Consider the following 17,160-nt stretch of genomic DNA (forward strand, 5'->3'; position numbering starts at 1 on the left):
GAAGAGGATCGGATGAAAGCAAGAAAATGGTTCGTTCTTTTAATGAGCAGCATAGGCGGGCTTTTGTTATCGCTAACCGGCCTGTCCATCGGCTGGATGCTGGGGACGCTTTTTGCAGCAGCCTGTCTTTCCTTTGCCTTTCCTAAGCGTTCAGAGGAAGAGTTGCCGAAGGGCTGGCTCTATACCGGCCAATTAATCCTCGGAATAGAACTCGGCCAAAAAATTAATTTGTCGGTGTTGACTGTTTTTCAATCACACTGGTTTGTCATTATGCTGATGATGGGGTTATCTGTTCTTTTCTCTTTGCTTTCCGGTGTGATTCTTTGGAGGTTCAGCCGGTCAGATATGCTGACGAGCTTTTTTGGCACCGCTCCCGGCGGACTATCAGCTATGCCGGCCCTGGCAGAAGAGGTGGGAGCGAATACGGCAGTAGTAAGCATCATCCAAACGATGCGTGTCTTTCTCGTTATCCTGCTCATTCCCGTGCTCGTATCGTTATGGACGGTGCATCCGTCTGCTGGTGCAGCTGTTCAGCCTGCAGCGGCATTTGAACCGGTTCAGCTGCTGTGGACGGCTTTCTTGATTTTTGCTGGCTGGAGCGGCTATTATGCCGGCAAGTATTTGAGGTTTCCAGCGCCTTGGCTGCTCGGCAGCATGACCGCGGTAGCTCTTGTTCAATCGCTGGCTTCTTCATTGGCCGGACAGGATATGATCGCTTATTGGCCGCATAGCTTGATTGTGCTGTCGCAGGTTTTGATCGCGGTATCCATCGGCTCCCGTTTTCATAAAAAAATGTTTAGCGGGCTGCACCAGATCCTAGCAGTGGGCTTGATCAGCACAGTGGGCCTTATTGCAGTGATGTTTATTTGCGCCTATTTTGTTTCGTTCCTAACCGGCATCGACTTTAAAACAGCCGCCCTTGCTTTTGCACCGGGGGGAATAGCCGAAATGGCCACAACAGCGGTAGTCCTTGAGGCCGACTCAACATTTGTCGTCGCGGTGCAAGTATTGAGAATTTTAGCCGTCTGCCTTATCCTGCCTCCGTTGTTTCGCCTATTGCATACGCGGGAGCTGCGGAAAGACGCTCATACCCGCGCTTCTGCATAATAAAGAGCCAGGGAATGCTTCCCTGGCTTGACTATTTGAATGAGCAGCCTGCCATAAGAAAGAAGGTCAGCGTCAGGCTGCTGTTAGTGAATTTTTTCATTTTTCATTTCTATAAGCTCCTCGCTTATTTGTCTTATTCGATCAGACAGCTCAAGAACAATTTCTTCAAGCTGTGTAATCCGGATTAATAGCTTTTCCTCGTCTGGTTTTTTCATCTTTTTTCCTCCTCAACCGGTATCCCGTAAAGTGGGCATACCTTAGTATTGATATTATCTTTTTTTGTTTGGCTTAAACTTTTTTAACAAAATTTTATTTCTAAAGAATGGGCTGTTGCATGGGTAAAAAGCAGAAAAATGGGTACAGTAATAGGGATGGGAAAAATGTTATTTGAAGAGCGCCAGATGGAGAAAAAGAGGAGGTGTCATGAAGTGGAATTATTGTTGCTCCTTACAGGTGCACTGTTTGTTTGGCTTTATTTTCAGCGCAAAAAACAGACATCAAACTATAAAATAGATCAAGATATGTTAATAGTCAGCGATTCAATGAATCAAGTAAAGATTCCATTAGCGGAAATTGTAGAAGTGACAAGAGTCGGCAAAACTGCAAAACAGCATTTCTGGCTTAATCTCGAAACAATCTCAGGAAAGATGGATCGAGTAGCTGTCTTTACTAGTTCAAATATTTCTTATCTGTTAAAGGTAAGAAATTCCAGGGTGCTGATCAGAGAAGTGAAAGAGAGAAAAACAGGTGTATATACAAAAGCGAAAGTCATATAAAGCGAGTTCCCTGAGCGAAGAGGTCAAGCCCCAGCGATAAGAATGGGGCTGTGTTTTTTTTCAAGGAGTAGTCTATAAAGAGCCCAACGCAGAGGGACGGACTGCGAATTCCAGCAATAGGTAATCATAATTGTATTATGTAAATTAATCAAGAGGATAGATTTTTATTTACAAAACTGCCCAAAGCTGTTAGGTTATAATTGATCAATTGATATTATCTACCATATACAGTGAAAAAGAGGTATATATATGACACCTTTCCTCAATGAAGACACCGCCGTTGAATGTACGGCTACAGCGACGGAATATTGCTGGAAAAAGAACGTAATTAAAGTGGATAACGGCTTCTTAATCAGCAAAGGTCCTATTACTAATGTTCGGATTCCTGTTCAACACATAGAAACGGTTGTGTATTCAATGAATCCTAAAAAGCCGGCACTTGTACCGGGACTGAAAATTATCGGCAAGGGAACGGTGCTTGCAGAGCTTGATATTTCCGCGGAATATATTGAAAGCGTGCAGGATTGGCTGCTTCAGGTGATTGAGCGCCATTCCAATCAATCTTGAAAGTAAAAACAGGCAGAAAAAAACTAACCCTTTTTCTCTGCCTGTTTTTGGTTAATCATCACCTTTTCTAGCGCCTATTGAGCAGCGAAAGAGTTCCTTTCTAATTGACTCCTGCATATAGTAGAGGGACACAGTGTTCTTGAAAGGGAGGGAGATACATGAGTGATTCAGCTAAGAATCCCAACGTGATTTCTAATAAAATTATCGATTTGCTTGTCAGCGATATCTTTCAAAAAAACGGCATCGATTTAGAAGAAGCGAAACAAAAGCTGTCCACTGAACAAAAGCAGCTGTTGAAAGAGCTGGTCGAGGATTTGTCGCAGCAAGTAGATGGATTTATCGGCCGATCTTCACATTCGAAGAAGGACTAAGGGAAATGCCTGATTATAGATGTGTCAGCTTGCTGACAAAAGGGGTTCGTCATGGTTTTATTCCGAACCTCTTTTTTAGTTGATGTTAAGAACTTGGAGAGAATAGTTTGTTTCTTTGGATTCTACATAAATAAGCTTCAGTAAGTTTGTCCAAATGTGCTTATAATCATTCCAATTTCACGCTCAACGGACTAAGCATTGGTGAATCTATCCATGCTATTTTTTTGTAGGATTGGGAACGTTTGTTTGTTATAATGGAGAAAAAGAAAAGGATGACAATCAATGAAAGGATCGGCTCATTTAGTGATTGGAGGGGCTTCCGGTCTGGGAACAGCGGTCTATCTTCATACAGATCCATTAACGACGGCTGCCCTGATCGGCATAGGCGCGATAGCTGGCCTCGCGCCGGATCTGGATGTAAACGGCAAGCTGTCTAATCGGATTACCATATCAAAAAAGTGGCTCATTTTGTTTTTTGCTGCGGCCGGACTGCTCTTGGTCGGTTACAGTTACATAAGCTTGGAAGGGTTTGTTCAGTCAGCCGGCTTCACTGTCGGGCTTTGTCTAACAGTATTGCCCCGCCTGTTTATTAAACAGCGCACCATGCTCTTTATCACCGGCGCGGCTCTAGCGGCTGCGGCCTGGTACACGGATGTGTTCTGGCTGCTTTTATTAAGTGTATTTATCATCGCTTCCTCCTTTTTATCTCACCGGTCGTTAACCCATTCCTTGATCGGAGCTGCTTGCTTCGCAGGGATTGCCTGGGAGTTCCAGCAAAGCACCCATCTTGAAGGCAGCTTTGCTGCGGCTTCTATTGCTTACTTAAGCCATTTAGTTGCCGATATGAAAGTCTGGCCGGCCAATAAAAGAGGAATTAGATGGTTTCAACCGCTGTTTAACAAGGAGTTTTAAAGCGGCTGTTTAGATGACAGCCATGATTTGGGGGAGTTTGCCGCTGCAGAAGGCCCTCTTGTTTTTAACGAATAACTAGGTGAGCGGCGGCTATTCTTCGTGTGTTTATTAAAAATGGGATGGTTGCAAATTATTTTTTCTTGTTTCAGTATATGCAAAATTCAAAAAACTCATGATTAAAAAGGTTAAACAACAAGTCAGGGGGAATATTATACTAATAGGGAATCAAAAAAAAGGGGGAAGACATGATGTGGAAAAATATTTTATCCAGCATAGGCATCGGCGGAGTCGCCATCGATACCGTTCTGGAAAAAACAGATTACCATGCGGGGGAGAAAATGAAAGGAAAGGTATTAATTAACGGCGGCCAAGCAGCAGAGCCGATTGATGCGCTCGTTATCTCTTGGTATTTGCAAATTCACGAAGTGCGGGAAGACAGTGATTTCTCCTATCACGATAAAGAGTTAAAGGAAATGACTATACCGATTCAACGTGATATTCAGCCTAAGGAGAAACTAACCATTCCCTTCACTCTGGAAATTGATGCAGAACATCCGCCCACCAGTGCTGCGCATCAAACATTTTTGAAAACCACGGCTGTCATTCCGCAAGCCGTTGATCCTTTTGATCAAGACGAAGTCATTATTTTACCCAAAAGGAAATAGAAAAATGAATGGGGCTTGCTTCAGGGAAGTTTCATTGTTATACTAATCCGGACACAACATTTAGTGTTTATAATTAAATAAAATCAACATTTAGTAAAAAGGTGCTGTTTCAGCTTAATAGGGAATTCGGTGAAATACCGAAGCTGTACCCGCAACTGTAAGTGTGGACGAGCGCACGGCAATCCACTGTCCAATGGACGGGAAGGAATGCGCAAGGAAGAAGCACAAGCCAGGAGACCTGCCTTTTTACAGCGTTTACTCTTCTTCGGGAGTTGGGAAGAAAGCGCGGAGAAAATGAAAAAGACCTTCTGTTCAGGCAAGCTCTTTATTTATGTTTCGGGCGGGTCTGTGCACTTTTTCGTTCGTTAATGATCTTCTTCGCCCTTATCCCATCTTTCAATTGGAAAGATGGTTTTTTTGTTGAAGGCTTTGTTATGATTTCAGGTTAGTTTCTTAATCGTTCATTTTAAGAGAGCCTTGTTGAAAAAATCTCTTTCTAAACTACTTATCGTTTAGGAGGAACACACATGATCCAAACAGTCCAAGATACAGCAGAAAAGATATTTACTGAAATTCAGAGGGAGTTTCCCCAGATTGAACTATCAAGCTATGAAAGTAAAATAAACGCAACGCTGGAGACGAGAGAAGCATGGACAGATGAGCAAGTGTGGCAGCTGCTCTTGAATTCAGCGGTTGAACGGATCACAAGCGAGGAGCCGGATTGGACATTTGTGGCTGCCCGTCTCCATTTACAGCAGCTGTATAAACAAGCGGCCAGCACACGGGGAGAACAAACCAGCCTATACGGAAATTTTTTGCATCTGCTTCAGTTATTAACGGAAGAAGGTATTTACACCCCTCAATTGCTCGCTTCTTACACAGAAGAGGAAATTTATGAGTTAAGCCAAGTGATCGATCCCAGCAAGGATCAACTATTTACATATATCGGAATTGTTACATTAAGCGAAAGGTATCTGGCCCGGACGCTCGATAAGCAGCCGGCAGAGCTTCCGCAGGAGAGATGGCTGGTCATCGCTATGACGCTGATGATGAATGAACCGAAAGCTGTGCGCCTTCAATATGTGAAAGAGGCTTATTGGGCGCTCTCCAACTTATACATGACAACGGCTACACCGACACTCGCCAACGCAGGAAAATCGTACGGCCAGCTGTCGAGCTGCTTTATCGATACCATCGATGATAGCTTGCAAGGGATTTTTGATGCGAACACGGATGCGGCCAATTTAAGTAAGAATGGCGGAGGACTGGGCATTTATTTAGGGAAAATCCGCAGCCAGGGCAGTGACATTCGCGGCTTTAAAAATGTCAGCTCGGGTGTTATCCCTTGGATGAAGCAGTTGAATAACACAGCAGTATCTGTCGACCAGCTTGGGCAGCGCCAAGGAGCGATCGCTGTTTATTTGGATGTATGGCACAGAGACATCTTTTCCTTCCTGGAAACCCGCTTGAATAATGGAGATGAACGCCGCCGCACGCATGATTTGTTTACCGGCGTGGCCATACCGGATTTATTCATGGAAGCAGTGGAGAAACGGGAAGAATGGCATTTGTTTGATCCGCATGAAGTAAGAAAAATAATGGGATACTCACTCGAAGATTCATTTGATGAAAAAAGAGGGGAAGGTACATTTAGAACACGCTATAAAGAGTGTGTGAACCATCCGGATTTAAGCAAAAAAACAGTGCCAGCTATTGATATTATGAAGGCCATCATGATTTCCCAGCTGGAAACGGGAACGCCGTATATGTTTTACCGCGACACTGTCAACCGTGCCAACCCCAATAAACATGCCGGCATGATTTATGCCAGCAATCTTTGCACCGAGATCTGCCAAAACATGAGTCCGACCGTCGTGCTTGAAGAAAAAAGCGAGGACGGAAAGATTCTGATTACGAAAGACCCTGGCGATTATGTGGTCTGCAACCTCTCTTCCGTCTCTTTAGCACGGGCAGTCATGGATGATGTGCTTGAACGTTTAATTCCGATTCAGGTCCGCATGCTGGATAACGTGATTGAAATCAACAGCATTCCCGTACTGCAGGCTCAGCTGACCAATCAGAAATATCGGGGAATCGGACTCGGAACGTTCGGCTGGCAGCACTTGCTGGCGTTAAAAGGGCTAAGCTGGGAATCCGATGAGGCCGTCCGTTATTGTGATGAATTGTATGAACGGCTCTCCTTCTTAACGATCCAGGCAAGTGCAGAGCTGGCAGCGGAAAAAGGCGCGTATCCAATCTTCTCGGGCTCCGACTGGGAGAGCGGCGCTTATTTTGAACAAAGAGGCTACACGAGCTCAAGCTGGCAGAAGTTAAAGAACAAGGTGAAGGAAAACGGCATTAGAAACGGATATTTGCTGGCCGTTGCACCGAATTCTTCGACCGCGCTGATTGCCGGATCAACAGCGGGAATTGATCCTGTGTTCCGCAAAGAATATATGGAAGAAAAGAAAAACTATAAAATACCAGTGACGGCGCCTGATTTATCTCCGCAAACAACTTGGTATTATAAAACGGTTTATTTGATTGACCAACATTGGAGCATTCGCCAGAATGCCAAACGCCAGCGCCATATTGATCAAGCGGTTTCCTTTAATTTATACGTCCGCAACGACATTAAAGCCAAGGCTTTGCTCGACCTGCATGTAGATGCCTGGAACTCTGGGTTGAAAACAACTTATTATGTGCGGTCGACTGCTTCAGATATCGAAGAATGCGAAAGCTGCCATTCGTAAGGGGGAATTCATCATGAAATTGAAAAAACGAGAAATCATTGACCATAGCGCACCGAACCGCTCTACAGGCATTATCAACGGCAGAAGCTCTAATATATTAAACTGGGACGATGTCCGTTTCAGCTGGGCTTATCCGAAGTATAAACGGATGCTTGCTAACTTTTGGACGCCGTTTGAAATCAATATGACAAAAGACCGCCAGCAATTCAGCGAATTGACGCCCGATGAAAGAAACGCCTTTTTGAAAATTATCGGTTTGCTCGCACTGCTTGACAGCATCCAAACCGATTATGCGGGCAGAGCGGCTGACTATTTAACAGACTCCAGCTTGCATGCGTTAATGATTATTCTTGCCCAGCAGGAAGTGATCCATAATCATTCTTACAGCTATGTTTTATCAAGTGTGGCTGATAAGGATACACAAGACCGAGTGTTTGATTTTTGGCGTACCGAGCCGATTTTGCAGGAGCGCAACGAGTTTGTTACAAAAGGGTATGAAGCCTTTGCTAACGAACCAACCATCGAAAACTTTCTTAAATCGATTATTTACGATGTTATATTGGAAGGGCTTTTCTTCTATTCCGGCTTTGCCTTTTTCTACAATTTGGCACGCAATCAAAAAATGATTGCGACAAGCACGATGATCAATTACATTAACCGGGATGAACAGCTTCATGTAGGCCTGTTTGAAAAGATTTTTAAGGAAGTGCTCAACGAAAATCCGCAATATGACACAGAGGAGCTGCACATTTACGGACAGGAAGCCTTCCGGCAGGCGGCTGAGCTTGAAATCGAGTGGGGAAAATCCGTCATCGGCCACAAGATAGACGGCATTCAGATGAATGAACTGGAAAGCTACATTCGGTTTATGGCCAATAAACGAGCGGAGCAGCTAGGTTTTGCTGCCCCGTTTGAAGGATATCGGACAAATCCAATGCGCTGGATCATCGCTTATCAAGAGGTGGATCTCGGCAAAACAGACTTTTTTGAACAAAAATCCCGTGCCTATACGAAAACAAGTGAAGCAAACGGCTTTGACGAGCTCTGATTTAGCGTTCTTGCCCGTTCAACAGGACTGCTTGACAACCGGCGGCTAGTATATATGATTAAGACAAACCCTTTCTTTCATTAGAAAAAGAATGTGTGAAAAACCGTCTAACGACTTAAGGGAGTGTCCTGCTTGACAAATGAGGAACAATATCGAAAAAAGTGGACAACGGCAGAGGAGGCGGTTCGCCTGATTGAGGAAGGCGATGACATTATCGTTCCTTTAATCGCGGGTGAGCCGCCAGCCTTGCTGGCAGCTTTAGAGCAAAGAGAAGATTTAAAGAGGAATCGTCTTTTCCAAATGCTGACATCCCGTCCGGCCATTAGAAAAAAACAGGAGGAATTAAAGGTCATTTCTATGTTTTTATCGGGGGGCGACAGACAAGCTTTCCGTGAAGGAGCCGTTGATCTGTTGCCTAATCACTTTTCGGATGTTCCTGAACTATTAAAGGAAACAACGGATCAAAGAGTAATTATGGCCACGGTTTCTCCGATGGATGAAAACGGCTTTTTTTCATTAGGAACGAATTGTGATTATACTGCCTCACTGGCAAAGGAAGCCAAAACGATTTTATTAGAAGTGAATGAGTATATGCCACGAACTTATGGCATGAATCAAATTCACTTATCCGAGGTGACGGCGCTGATTGAACAGCATCAGCCGCTCATCGAAGCGCCGGTGCCGGTCATTACAGAAAAAGATGAAACGATTGGCCGCTATGTGGCCAGTTTGATTCATGATGGAGACAGCTTGCAAATCGGATTTGGCGCTATTCCAAATGCTGTCATGAATTCATTGAAGAATCATCAAAACTTATCCATTGTTACGGAAATGATCCCTGATCAATTAGTGGAACTGTATCAAAGCGGTGCCGTCACCAATAGCAGCCGCATCGATTATCCGGGAAAAACCACAGCTACCTTTGCTTACGGCACAAAAAAGCTGTATGATTTTCTTCATGAAAACAAAACCATTTATATGCTTCCCGTAAGCGAAACAAATGATGTCCGGCGTATTTCCGGCATCCGGAACATGGTGACGATCAATGCCACTATCGAAGTGGACTTTCTTGGACAATGCAATTCTGAGAAAGTGGGTGATGTGTATTGGTCTTCATCTGGCGGACAGGCGGATTTTGGAATGTCCGCACGCATGTCGCAAGGCGGCAGGGGAATTATTTGCTTGCACTCCACGGCCAAGAACGATACCATCTCAAAGATCGTCCCGGTTCTAGCTGCCGGAACGCCTGTGACTACATCTAAAAATGATGTAGACTATATTGTGACAGAGTATGGCATCGCCCAGCTGCGCGGAAAAACAGTTAGAGAGCGTGTGCAGGCGCTTATTCAAGTGGCTCATCCGAAATTTCAGGAGGAGCTGACTGATCAAGCGAGGAATAGGGGCTACCTGATGTAGCAGTGAAGCAGGGAAACGATCGTTATCCATCGTTTTCCTGCTTTTATATAGTTAACGTTTATTATCAGAAAATTCTGGGTAAAATAGAGGCAAAGAGTTGATATTGTTGTTTTTCTGTTATATAATATATTTAAAATAATTTAATTGTTATACAACAGAAGGGAGGTGAAAAGCATGGAGATGTACCGCGAAGCTTATGAGTATTATATGGCAAGCTGTGAGAATCATGAAATGGAATCCATCAGTTTTTATCATTTCGTCAAGCATTTAACGGAAGATCAGCTGCAGGGGTATTTAAAAGATGAAGCAAAATAAAGGATGTGATTATTACGGATACGTTAGCAGAAGAAATAACTTGAACCCCGCAGGCAGCAACGCGCATGCAGCGGGGTTTTTGTCTGTTATTCCGCTTCTGTTGATTCTTCCTCAGGCAAGTGATTCCGGCAATAATCCGCCACAAGCGCTTCCTCGTCTTCCTCAAGTTCAAAGTCCAGCACTTCCCCGGTTGCCCGATCATGCAGATGGTAGTGAAGGACTTTTTCCTCATCTCCGCTGACCAAATAGAGCGCGCGAATATAAAACCCTGCTTCTGAATATAGCTCATCTTCTTCATCCACATTGGCATACAGATGAAATTCAAATCTCTCTCCAGCGAGCAGCCCAAATGGGTCCTCAAGCAGCTCCACTGTATGGTGTGTAATTTCCATTTCCGAATCCGTCCTTTAAAAAGTAATATGAGTTCGTTTTATTTTAACATAAAACCAATATAGAGGAGTACATCAGGTTTTTTTGCTTGTAAATACAGGTATGATTATTATAAGATTCGTCAACAATGACTAGTGAATTTCCTTTCCGGAAGGAACAGGTGAAAAACGAATAAACAAGAACTTTGATAAGGAGAAAAGGAGAGAAACATGAAGCGTTTAATTAAATATATCATCTCTGTACTCGTTGTTGCTGCCATAGCTGTATCTCTTTGGCTTTATTATCCTACTTATCAAATCCGGCAAATGAAGGAAGAGACTGCACCTACATCCGCACAGGCAGCGCTTTCTTATGTTGATTATTTTAGCAATATGGATAAAGAGACTTTAACTCATTTAGCAATTGGCGATTCCATTATTGCTGGCTTTGGTTCAGAAAATGAAAAAAGCTTTGTTGATGATTTCTCTCGTCTCCTTGAAGAGCAGACAGGAAAAACGGTTGCCTTGGAAAATGAGGGTATCCTGGGTATTAACAGTACAAATTTAAATACACTCGTGCAGCGAGGGGCATTTGACGAACAAATGAAGAGAGCGGACCTAATTACGATCAATGTCGGCGGCAATGATATTTTAGAAATGCTGAACCAGGGCGACTACAAAAATGTAGTAGCAAACTTTGATTCCATGAGAGGAACCTTTATTCAGAATTTAACGGCCATCACTGAAAAAATTAAGCAGGAAAATCCTTCTGCAACGATTGTCTTTTTAGAAATGTATAATCCGTTAAAGCAGAATCACAACCTTTATAAGGTAGCCGATCAGCTGCTGCCGAAATGGAATGTGAAAATTTATGAGACAGCCCGCCAGTATGAACATTCCATCGTTTTGGAAACGACCAAGGTAATCAACAGCCAGCACCTGCAATATCTTTCATCGGACGGCGTGCACCCAAATGCGCTCGGGTATGAAGCCTTGTCCAAACAAATGCTGAAACAGCTGAAGAAAAAGCCTTTCATTGGATCGGTATAAGAAAAGCAGATGTGTTTTTTTATCTGCTTTTTTATTATGTGCCGATATTGGAATAATAAACATAACTGGGCATATATTTAGTTTCGTGTGTCATTTTTACTAATCAGGGGGTAGTTTCAGTGAACATGAGCTTGTCGGTTTCCAGGTGGACAGTGGCAGTATGTACCGTTTTCACTCTTGCCTTCTTTTGGCTATTCGGGCCAGTCAATCAGGCATCAGCTACGATTAATTATGGGGAAGAAGCAGCTGCAAAGGCGGAGCTGCTCATCGGTGCTCCTTATAAGTATGGAGGCATCTCCCCGAAAGGGTTTGATGCTGGGGGATTTACGCAATATGTATATAAAGAAGCAGCCACCCAAATGAACATCCCAAGAACGAGCGCTGCACAATATCAAAAGGGGAAAGCTGTCAAACAAAAGGATTTGCAATTCGGCGACCTCGTGTTTTATGCAACAGGAAAAAAGGGGAAAGTATCCTTTGTTGCTATTTATACCGGCAAGGGCACATTTGTAGGAGCCACGTCAAAAGGGGTCAAAAAAGTGAAGATGAGCAGTCATTATTGGAAGGAACGTTATATTGGGGCTAAGCGGCTGATTAAATAGGGCTGTCGGCGGATATACGCTAAATAGTATCCAGCAAAAATCAAGCCAGCGCATTCTGGCTTGATTTTTGTAATTAAAATCCGTCTTCTATTGCGGCAAACGGGATGCTGAGCCTGTTCTCAACCGTTCGCAATCGCTGGTTTAATCGATTGAGCCGTCTTGTGTGGCGCTCATCATTTTGGTTCAAACGGTTAATTTCCCGATTTAGGCGATTGATCTCCTGGTTGATTCGGGTGATTTCCCTGCTCAATCGTGTTAATTCCCTCACTTGCCGTTCGTTTTCCCGTTCTAGCACTTCTACTCTTCTTTCCAGCGCGGAAGGCTGTCGGCTTCCTCCATACTCTTCTTGAGGTGAAACGTAAGAGTAGCCAGCATACGGATCAGCAGACTGCTGGACAAGCCCCGGGTAGTAATAATATGGATTCATAGCATTCCATCTCCTTTTCTCACAAGGTCAATCTACCTATACAATATGCATGGGGAGACCATATGGCAGGGCGGAAGCCTAGAAGATACAATTTCCGAAAAAGTTTAAAACCCTTGTCCTGCTTTTTCAAACGTCTGCATATAAATGTAAAAAGAACGGCGTTATTGGAGGAGTATATGTTTACCTTTATTGAAAAAGCGGTACTGGGCATGGCAGTGTTGAGAATCTTATCTGGCGGAATTGAAATGATGGCTGCTTTTTTAATGTTAAAATTCAATGATATAGAAAAGGCGTTGATTCTCAATAGCTCCCTTGCCTTAGTCGGTCCCATTATTTTAATTGCAACGACATCGATCGGCTTGTTAGGACTGACAGACAAAATCTCTTTTCAAGCGATATTTTGGGTGTTTCTAGGGGTAGGTTGCATCCTTTATGGGGTCAAAAGCGGCTAAATGAAAAGCCGGCGAACTGATTGGATCTTTATGCATGTTTGAAAAAACAGTCTCGCACAGGGACTGTTTTTGTTTTCCGGTTTTCAAGCAGGTAAGGTAATATATAGGTGACTGAACGGATGGAAAGAAGAGAATAAATATGCGTTTGGCAATACTCATTGGGAAAAGGCGGGGGTGACTTAGTTGTCTATAAAAGGACTGAATCATTTTTTATTTTCGGTTTCTGACCTTGATGCGTCTATCAGGTTTTATCAGGAAGTATTCGGGGCTAAGTTGTTAGTAAAGGGCAGGAGTACAGCTTACTTTGACTTAAATGGAATATGGCTTGCGCTAAATGTCGAGCACGATATCCCCCGAAATGAAATAAGGCAATCTTATACGCATATTGCTTTTTCTATTGAGGAAGGGCAGTATGACGAGACGTATGACAAGCTGGAGAAATTGAATGTCCATATTTTATCAGGACGTCCCAGAAGCGAAAGGGATAAGAAATCCATTTACTTCACCGACCCGGACGGCCACAAATTCGAATTTCATACAGGCACCTTGCAGGAAAGATTAGATTACTATCGGCAAGAAAAAAAGCATATGGAGTTTTATGATTAACTATTATGCAGATTGACATGCTAAAGAGCTTCTTTCGAAGCTCTTTAGCAATGGCCATGAAACTATAACACACGCCCAGTCATCGCCCATACGGAGAGAGCGGTTTCATTTGAGTGGTTGAAGAACCTGTGGGGAACCGTGCTCTTAAAGCGGATAGAGTCGCCTTCATTTAAAATATACTCTTTATCCCCTAAGACGACAGTCATTTGTCCTTTTAAAACAAGCCCGCATTCCTCTCCTGAATGCTCCACAAGCTGTTCGCTTTCTTTACCCGGCTCCAAATGAATCATAATCATTTCGATCGTACCCTCTGTAATAGGGGTTAACAATTCATACTTGGAAGGGGATTGGGGAAACGTAAGCGTTTTTCGCTCTTCTTTTCGAATAATATAGGTAGATTGCTCATCGTTTTCAAGGAGTGATGAGATTGATACATCTAAGCCTTTGCATAGTTTGTAAAGGGTTGTCAAAGTCGGATCAGTCGTTCGGCGTTCAATTTGGCTAATCATGCTGACACTTACACCGGATTTTTCGGCTAGTGCTTTTAAAGACAGATTTTGAGCGGTTCGTAGGTCGCGAATTTTTGTCCCGTCAAACATAGCATCTCCCTCAATTAGATTATTTGTATGCTTGTATTATACAGCAAACCCGGCATTCATTAAGCCTGCCGGGCGGATGTTACTTATATTATACTCGAAAACCAGAAACCTAACAGGGTGCCAATGTAGTTGCCGATAATGTAGCCGAGTGTGCCGACAACCAGGATGGGTCCGACTAGGTCTTTCCAGCCTTTGGCGATAGCGAGTGCAGCTGCGGTTGTTGGCCCGCCAATATTAGCGTTGCTTGCCAGAATGATATCTTCAAGGTTTGTCTTTAATAACTTTCCTGCAGTTAAAGAAATGATCATGTTGATCATGACAACGATAAATGTAAACAGCAGGAGCAGCGGTGCATTTGTTAGAATCAGAGGGATCGATGCCGGAATTCCAATGACAACAAAGAATAAATAAATTAAGTAGGTGCCGATTTCCTGGCTGCCATTGATGCTGTCAAAGTATTTAGGAAACAGGCCCAGAAGAATGAACGTAATCGTTGTCAGCATTAAATATTTGTCGCCTAAAAGGCCGTTGAGCAAATTCATTAGCACAGACGCATTTTCGCCGGAAGGGATAGCTGTATCTAAAAACCCGGCGATTTTAAATGAAATAATGACGAGCAAAAAGGCTGTTCCGACAGAAAGAGCAATATCTTTTAAAGAAATATCTTTTCGTTTCCAGAAGCTTTCAGCCAGTGTGGTGCCATCGCCATCAGAGTTTCCGCTTTCCACCTCAAGAATGTGGGGAATGCTGTAGCGCTTTCTAAAAAATGAGAGTGTAGGAATGATCATCAGGACAATAAAATAGATGGCCATCATTAAGTTATCGGCTACTACTGTAGCAGAAACTAATTCGCCTGGTGTTTCAAATTTTGCCGCCATTGCCGCGAAATTGACGCCGCCGCCAATATAAGTGGCGCTAATCATGGCGCCGATCTTATCAAGGTAAGGAATGTGATCTTTTAACAAAAAGAAGCTGACGATTGTGCCGGCAACTGTTCCGATAGAGCTTAATAGAAAAATAATAAGCAGTTTTCCGCTTTCTTTCCATATCTTTTTTAGATTGACATGAAAAAGAAGCAATGGGATAGCTAAGGGAACAATGGTCCCCCATACGGCATCATAAACGGGTGATTCGGTTGGAATAATGCCTGTGTTTGATAGAATAATAGCCCCGATTAGCGCCAGAATGGCGCCGGAAACTTTAGAGGCCCATTTGTAGCGCTGCTCCAAATAAATGCTAGCTGAAGCCCACACAATAATAATTCCCCATAACGTTAACGTATCATCTGCTTGGATAAGTGTGTGTTCCAATGATATGCCCCCCTTTGAATAAATGGTTTTGAATATATTGATTAGCATTATGGAAGCTAATTGCTTCTAATTCTTCTTTTGAAAAGCCTCTTGCGCTCATTTTTTTAAGCAGGCAAGGGATCTTTGACGTATCTTCTAATCCTTTAGTATAGACGGCGAAATCAGAACCTACATCATACGCGTGCAGATAGTCAATAAAATCAAACCCAAATGCCAGATGCTCCGGACCAACTAGTTCAGCAATATAGACAGCATGGTCAATAAAACGGTCAATTGTTGGGCTTTCGGCATGGACAAATTCTCCATAGGCATTCAGTCCGATAATTCCTCCTCTGCGGGCGATCGCTTTGATTTGATCGTCGGTTATATTCCGCTCGTGGTCACATAGCGATTTGGCATTGCTGTGGGAAGCCATAAGCGGAAGGGAGCTTGTGTGATACATATCCCAAAAACTCGTTTCGCTTAAGTGGGAAACATCAAGCAGCCAGTTTTTTCTGTTGGCTGTTCGGACAGCGACTTTTCCATAATCCGTCAGACCTTTTCGTTCTGTTGAAGAGCCTGCTCCTGTACCCGCAGCTAAAAAGTTATGCTCATTCCAAGCAAAAATAGCATGCATCATCTGCTTTTCACTAAGAGAGGCGAAGGCATTTTCTATTTTCGACAGAGTTGTGTCCCCGTTCCATTGTTCCATGAAGGTAAGTCCTTCTATTCCTAAATAAATTTGAATTTGTTCTGTGCCTGGCTGGGCTCCGTTCTGCTGAGAAGGATGACAAATACAGGCATGTTGCGAGGTTTGTAAATCTTCCATTACATATGTAAGCAGCTGCTGAAATCTTTCATATGGCTGCTTAGAGAAGGCGGGTTCTACCCAAAAGACGCAAATCGCTGCTGTAATGCCGCCTGCTTTCAACTTAGGATAATGAATGCGGTCAAAGACATTCGTCTCGCCGCGGCTTCGTCTCCAGGCAATGTCTGTAAATAGATCGGAGTGCAAATCAAAAACTTTCAAAGCGAATCCTCCTGATGATTATGTTATATTATAATTTATTTAATATATTATAACTGAATTTTCTCAAAGTAAAAACTATTCGAGGAATTTAGGGGAATAAAATTCGATCAAACTTAATTAACAATGTGCTAAATTCAAATACAATAAGCGAATCTGCTCTTCAACAAGCCGAAAAACAGATTCGCTTCTTCAATTTTACAAAGGGTCACTAGAGGCTGTATCTGTGTAAAGAGCGATCAAAACGATCGCTCTTTCCTCGCCGATATTTTTGACGAAATGGGGGGCGCAGGCATTCCAGCTAAATGAATCTCCTTCTTCTAATACAAAAGAATCTTCCCCTTGTTCTGCGAGAACCTTTCCCTTTAGAACGAGATGACACTCCTTTCCTTCATGAACATGAGGCTCTTCTCCTGTGGCAGTTCCAGGCGGAAACTCTACACGCTGGAGTGTTAATCCGTCTTTTGATATTAAGTGTTCCACTTTGATCTTTTCTTTTGTGTGGGTAGTATAGCGGCGCTCATCTTTTCTTACGACCTGCATCCGTTCATCTTTCTTCAGCAGCAGATACGGCAAAGGGACATTCAAAAAATTGGCGACTGTTTGCAATGTAGAAATAGATGGCGATGTATGATTATTTTCCATATTGCTGATAAATCCCTTCGAAAGGCCCGTGCCTTCGCTCATTTGGGCAATAGTGATTTTCTTTCGATTTCTGATCGCTCGAATGGCTGAACCGATATCCATGAAATTCTACCTCCGTTGTTTTCTGATAAGAAACTTAATTCTATATTAACAAAAAAACTGTTG

21 protein-coding genes and 1 riboswitch are annotated in these 17,160 nt (G+C 43.2%); of the genes, 14 read left to right on the top strand and 7 right to left on the bottom strand.

Annotated elements, in window-relative coordinates; translation table 11 throughout:
• Positions 1-12: 12 nt before the first annotated feature.
• Positions 13-1,107, top strand: a complete 1,095-nt coding sequence (locus tag BBA02S_RS01720) for an AbrB family transcriptional regulator (RefSeq protein WP_041113623.1) — start codon at positions 13-15, stop codon at positions 1,105-1,107.
• A gap of 83 nt (positions 1,108-1,190) precedes the next feature.
• Here the strand turns inward: BBA02S_RS01720 and BBA02S_RS21210 are convergent, their stop codons facing one another.
• Complete coding sequence (locus BBA02S_RS21210; RefSeq protein WP_255211737.1) at positions 1,191-1,322, bottom strand: hypothetical protein; 132 nt, start codon at positions 1,320-1,322, stop codon at positions 1,191-1,193.
• A 213-nt stretch (positions 1,323-1,535) separates the two neighbouring features.
• On the opposite strand from BBA02S_RS21210, the gene BBA02S_RS20930 reads away from it, so the two are divergent.
• The 9 genes from BBA02S_RS20930 (at position 1,536) to BBA02S_RS20935 (ending at position 9,930) form a co-directional block, all read left to right on the top strand.
• A complete protein-coding gene (locus BBA02S_RS20930; RefSeq protein ID WP_041096071.1) occupies positions 1,536-1,883 on the top strand; it encodes a hypothetical protein in 348 nt (115 codons plus the stop codon).
• A gap of 249 nt (positions 1,884-2,132) precedes the next feature.
• The gene (locus tag BBA02S_RS01730) at positions 2,133-2,450 is read left to right on the top strand and encodes a hypothetical protein (RefSeq protein WP_052475065.1); all 318 of its coding nucleotides are present in this window, start codon (positions 2,133-2,135) and stop codon (positions 2,448-2,450) included.
• Positions 2,451-2,608: 158 nt separating this feature from the next.
• Complete coding sequence (locus BBA02S_RS01735; RefSeq protein ID WP_041096070.1) at positions 2,609-2,821, top strand: hypothetical protein; 213 nt, start codon at positions 2,609-2,611, stop codon at positions 2,819-2,821.
• Positions 2,822-3,103: 282 nt separating this feature from the next.
• Positions 3,104-3,733 (top strand): metal-dependent hydrolase, encoded by a 630-nt coding sequence (locus BBA02S_RS01740; RefSeq protein ID WP_041096069.1) that lies wholly within the window; start codon positions 3,104-3,106, stop codon positions 3,731-3,733.
• Positions 3,734-3,978: 245 nt separating this feature from the next.
• Entirely contained in the window at positions 3,979-4,398 is a 420-nt protein-coding gene (locus BBA02S_RS01745) for a sporulation protein (RefSeq protein WP_082040213.1), read from the top strand.
• Between the two features lie 82 nt (positions 4,399-4,480).
• Positions 4,481-4,658: riboswitch (cobalamin riboswitch) on the top strand.
• A gap of 267 nt (positions 4,659-4,925) precedes the next feature.
• Positions 4,926-7,151 (top strand): ribonucleoside-diphosphate reductase subunit alpha, encoded by a 2,226-nt coding sequence (locus tag BBA02S_RS01750; protein WP_041096067.1) that lies wholly within the window; start codon positions 4,926-4,928, stop codon positions 7,149-7,151.
• Positions 7,152-7,164: 13 nt separating this feature from the next.
• The gene (locus BBA02S_RS01755) at positions 7,165-8,199 is read left to right on the top strand and encodes a ribonucleotide-diphosphate reductase subunit beta (protein WP_041113622.1); all 1,035 of its coding nucleotides are present in this window, start codon (positions 7,165-7,167) and stop codon (positions 8,197-8,199) included.
• A gap of 132 nt (positions 8,200-8,331) precedes the next feature.
• Positions 8,332-9,615, top strand: a complete 1,284-nt coding sequence (locus tag BBA02S_RS01760) for an acetyl-CoA hydrolase/transferase family protein (RefSeq protein WP_041113621.1) — start codon at positions 8,332-8,334, stop codon at positions 9,613-9,615.
• Between the two features lie 174 nt (positions 9,616-9,789).
• A complete protein-coding gene (locus tag BBA02S_RS20935) occupies positions 9,790-9,930 on the top strand; it encodes a hypothetical protein (protein ID WP_169799348.1) in 141 nt (46 codons plus the stop codon).
• A gap of 86 nt (positions 9,931-10,016) precedes the next feature.
• Here BBA02S_RS20935 and BBA02S_RS01765 read toward each other — a convergent pair whose 3' ends face one another.
• Positions 10,017-10,322 carry a DUF6509 family protein gene (locus BBA02S_RS01765; protein ID WP_041096064.1) on the bottom strand — a complete coding sequence of 102 codons (306 nt, stop codon included), beginning with the start codon at positions 10,320-10,322 and terminating at the stop codon, positions 10,017-10,019.
• A 207-nt stretch (positions 10,323-10,529) separates the two neighbouring features.
• Here BBA02S_RS01765 and BBA02S_RS01770 point away from each other — a divergent pair, with 207 nt between their 5' ends.
• Both BBA02S_RS01770 and BBA02S_RS01775 read left to right on the top strand, forming a co-directional pair.
• Positions 10,530-11,348 (top strand): GDSL-type esterase/lipase family protein, encoded by an 819-nt coding sequence (locus BBA02S_RS01770; protein WP_041096063.1) that lies wholly within the window; start codon positions 10,530-10,532, stop codon positions 11,346-11,348.
• A gap of 125 nt (positions 11,349-11,473) precedes the next feature.
• On the top strand, positions 11,474-11,950 hold the full coding sequence (locus BBA02S_RS01775) for a C40 family peptidase (RefSeq protein WP_231557175.1): 477 nt from the start codon (positions 11,474-11,476) through the stop codon (positions 11,948-11,950).
• A 73-nt stretch (positions 11,951-12,023) separates the two neighbouring features.
• Here the strand turns inward: BBA02S_RS01775 and BBA02S_RS01780 are convergent, their stop codons facing one another.
• Positions 12,024-12,377 carry a hypothetical protein gene (locus BBA02S_RS01780; protein ID WP_041096061.1) on the bottom strand — a complete coding sequence of 118 codons (354 nt, stop codon included), beginning with the start codon at positions 12,375-12,377 and terminating at the stop codon, positions 12,024-12,026.
• 176 nt (positions 12,378-12,553) lie between these two features.
• Between BBA02S_RS01780 and BBA02S_RS01785 the strand changes: the two genes are divergently transcribed.
• The gene (locus tag BBA02S_RS01785; RefSeq protein ID WP_041096060.1) at positions 12,554-12,829 is read left to right on the top strand and encodes a YqhV family protein; all 276 of its coding nucleotides are present in this window, start codon (positions 12,554-12,556) and stop codon (positions 12,827-12,829) included.
• A gap of 183 nt (positions 12,830-13,012) precedes the next feature.
• Positions 13,013-13,435, top strand: a complete 423-nt coding sequence (fosM, locus tag BBA02S_RS01790; protein WP_041113619.1) for a FosM family fosfomycin resistance protein — start codon at positions 13,013-13,015, stop codon at positions 13,433-13,435.
• Positions 13,436-13,497: 62 nt separating this feature from the next.
• Here fosM and BBA02S_RS01795 read toward each other — a convergent pair whose 3' ends face one another.
• The 4 genes from BBA02S_RS01795 to BBA02S_RS01810 form a co-directional block, all read right to left on the bottom strand.
• A complete protein-coding gene (locus BBA02S_RS01795) occupies positions 13,498-14,034 on the bottom strand; it encodes a helix-turn-helix domain-containing protein (RefSeq protein ID WP_041113618.1) in 537 nt (178 codons plus the stop codon).
• Between the two features lie 83 nt (positions 14,035-14,117).
• Positions 14,118-15,344 (bottom strand): DUF819 family protein, encoded by a 1,227-nt coding sequence (locus tag BBA02S_RS01800; RefSeq protein WP_041096057.1) that lies wholly within the window; start codon positions 15,342-15,344, stop codon positions 14,118-14,120.
• Positions 15,316-16,353, bottom strand: coding sequence for a dipeptidase (locus tag BBA02S_RS01805; RefSeq protein WP_052477285.1), 1,038 nt, complete (start codon positions 16,351-16,353; stop codon positions 15,316-15,318). The genes BBA02S_RS01800 and BBA02S_RS01805 overlap by 29 nt, the downstream gene beginning before the upstream one ends.
• A 195-nt stretch (positions 16,354-16,548) precedes the next feature.
• Positions 16,549-17,097 (bottom strand): helix-turn-helix domain-containing protein, encoded by a 549-nt coding sequence (locus BBA02S_RS01810; RefSeq protein WP_041113617.1) that lies wholly within the window; start codon positions 17,095-17,097, stop codon positions 16,549-16,551.
• Positions 17,098-17,160 lie beyond the last annotated feature (63 nt).

Source organism: Bacillus badius NBRC 15713 (assembly GCF_001591605.1).
GTDB classification, from domain to species: domain Bacteria; phylum Bacillota; class Bacilli; order Bacillales; family Domibacillaceae; genus Pseudobacillus; species Pseudobacillus badius.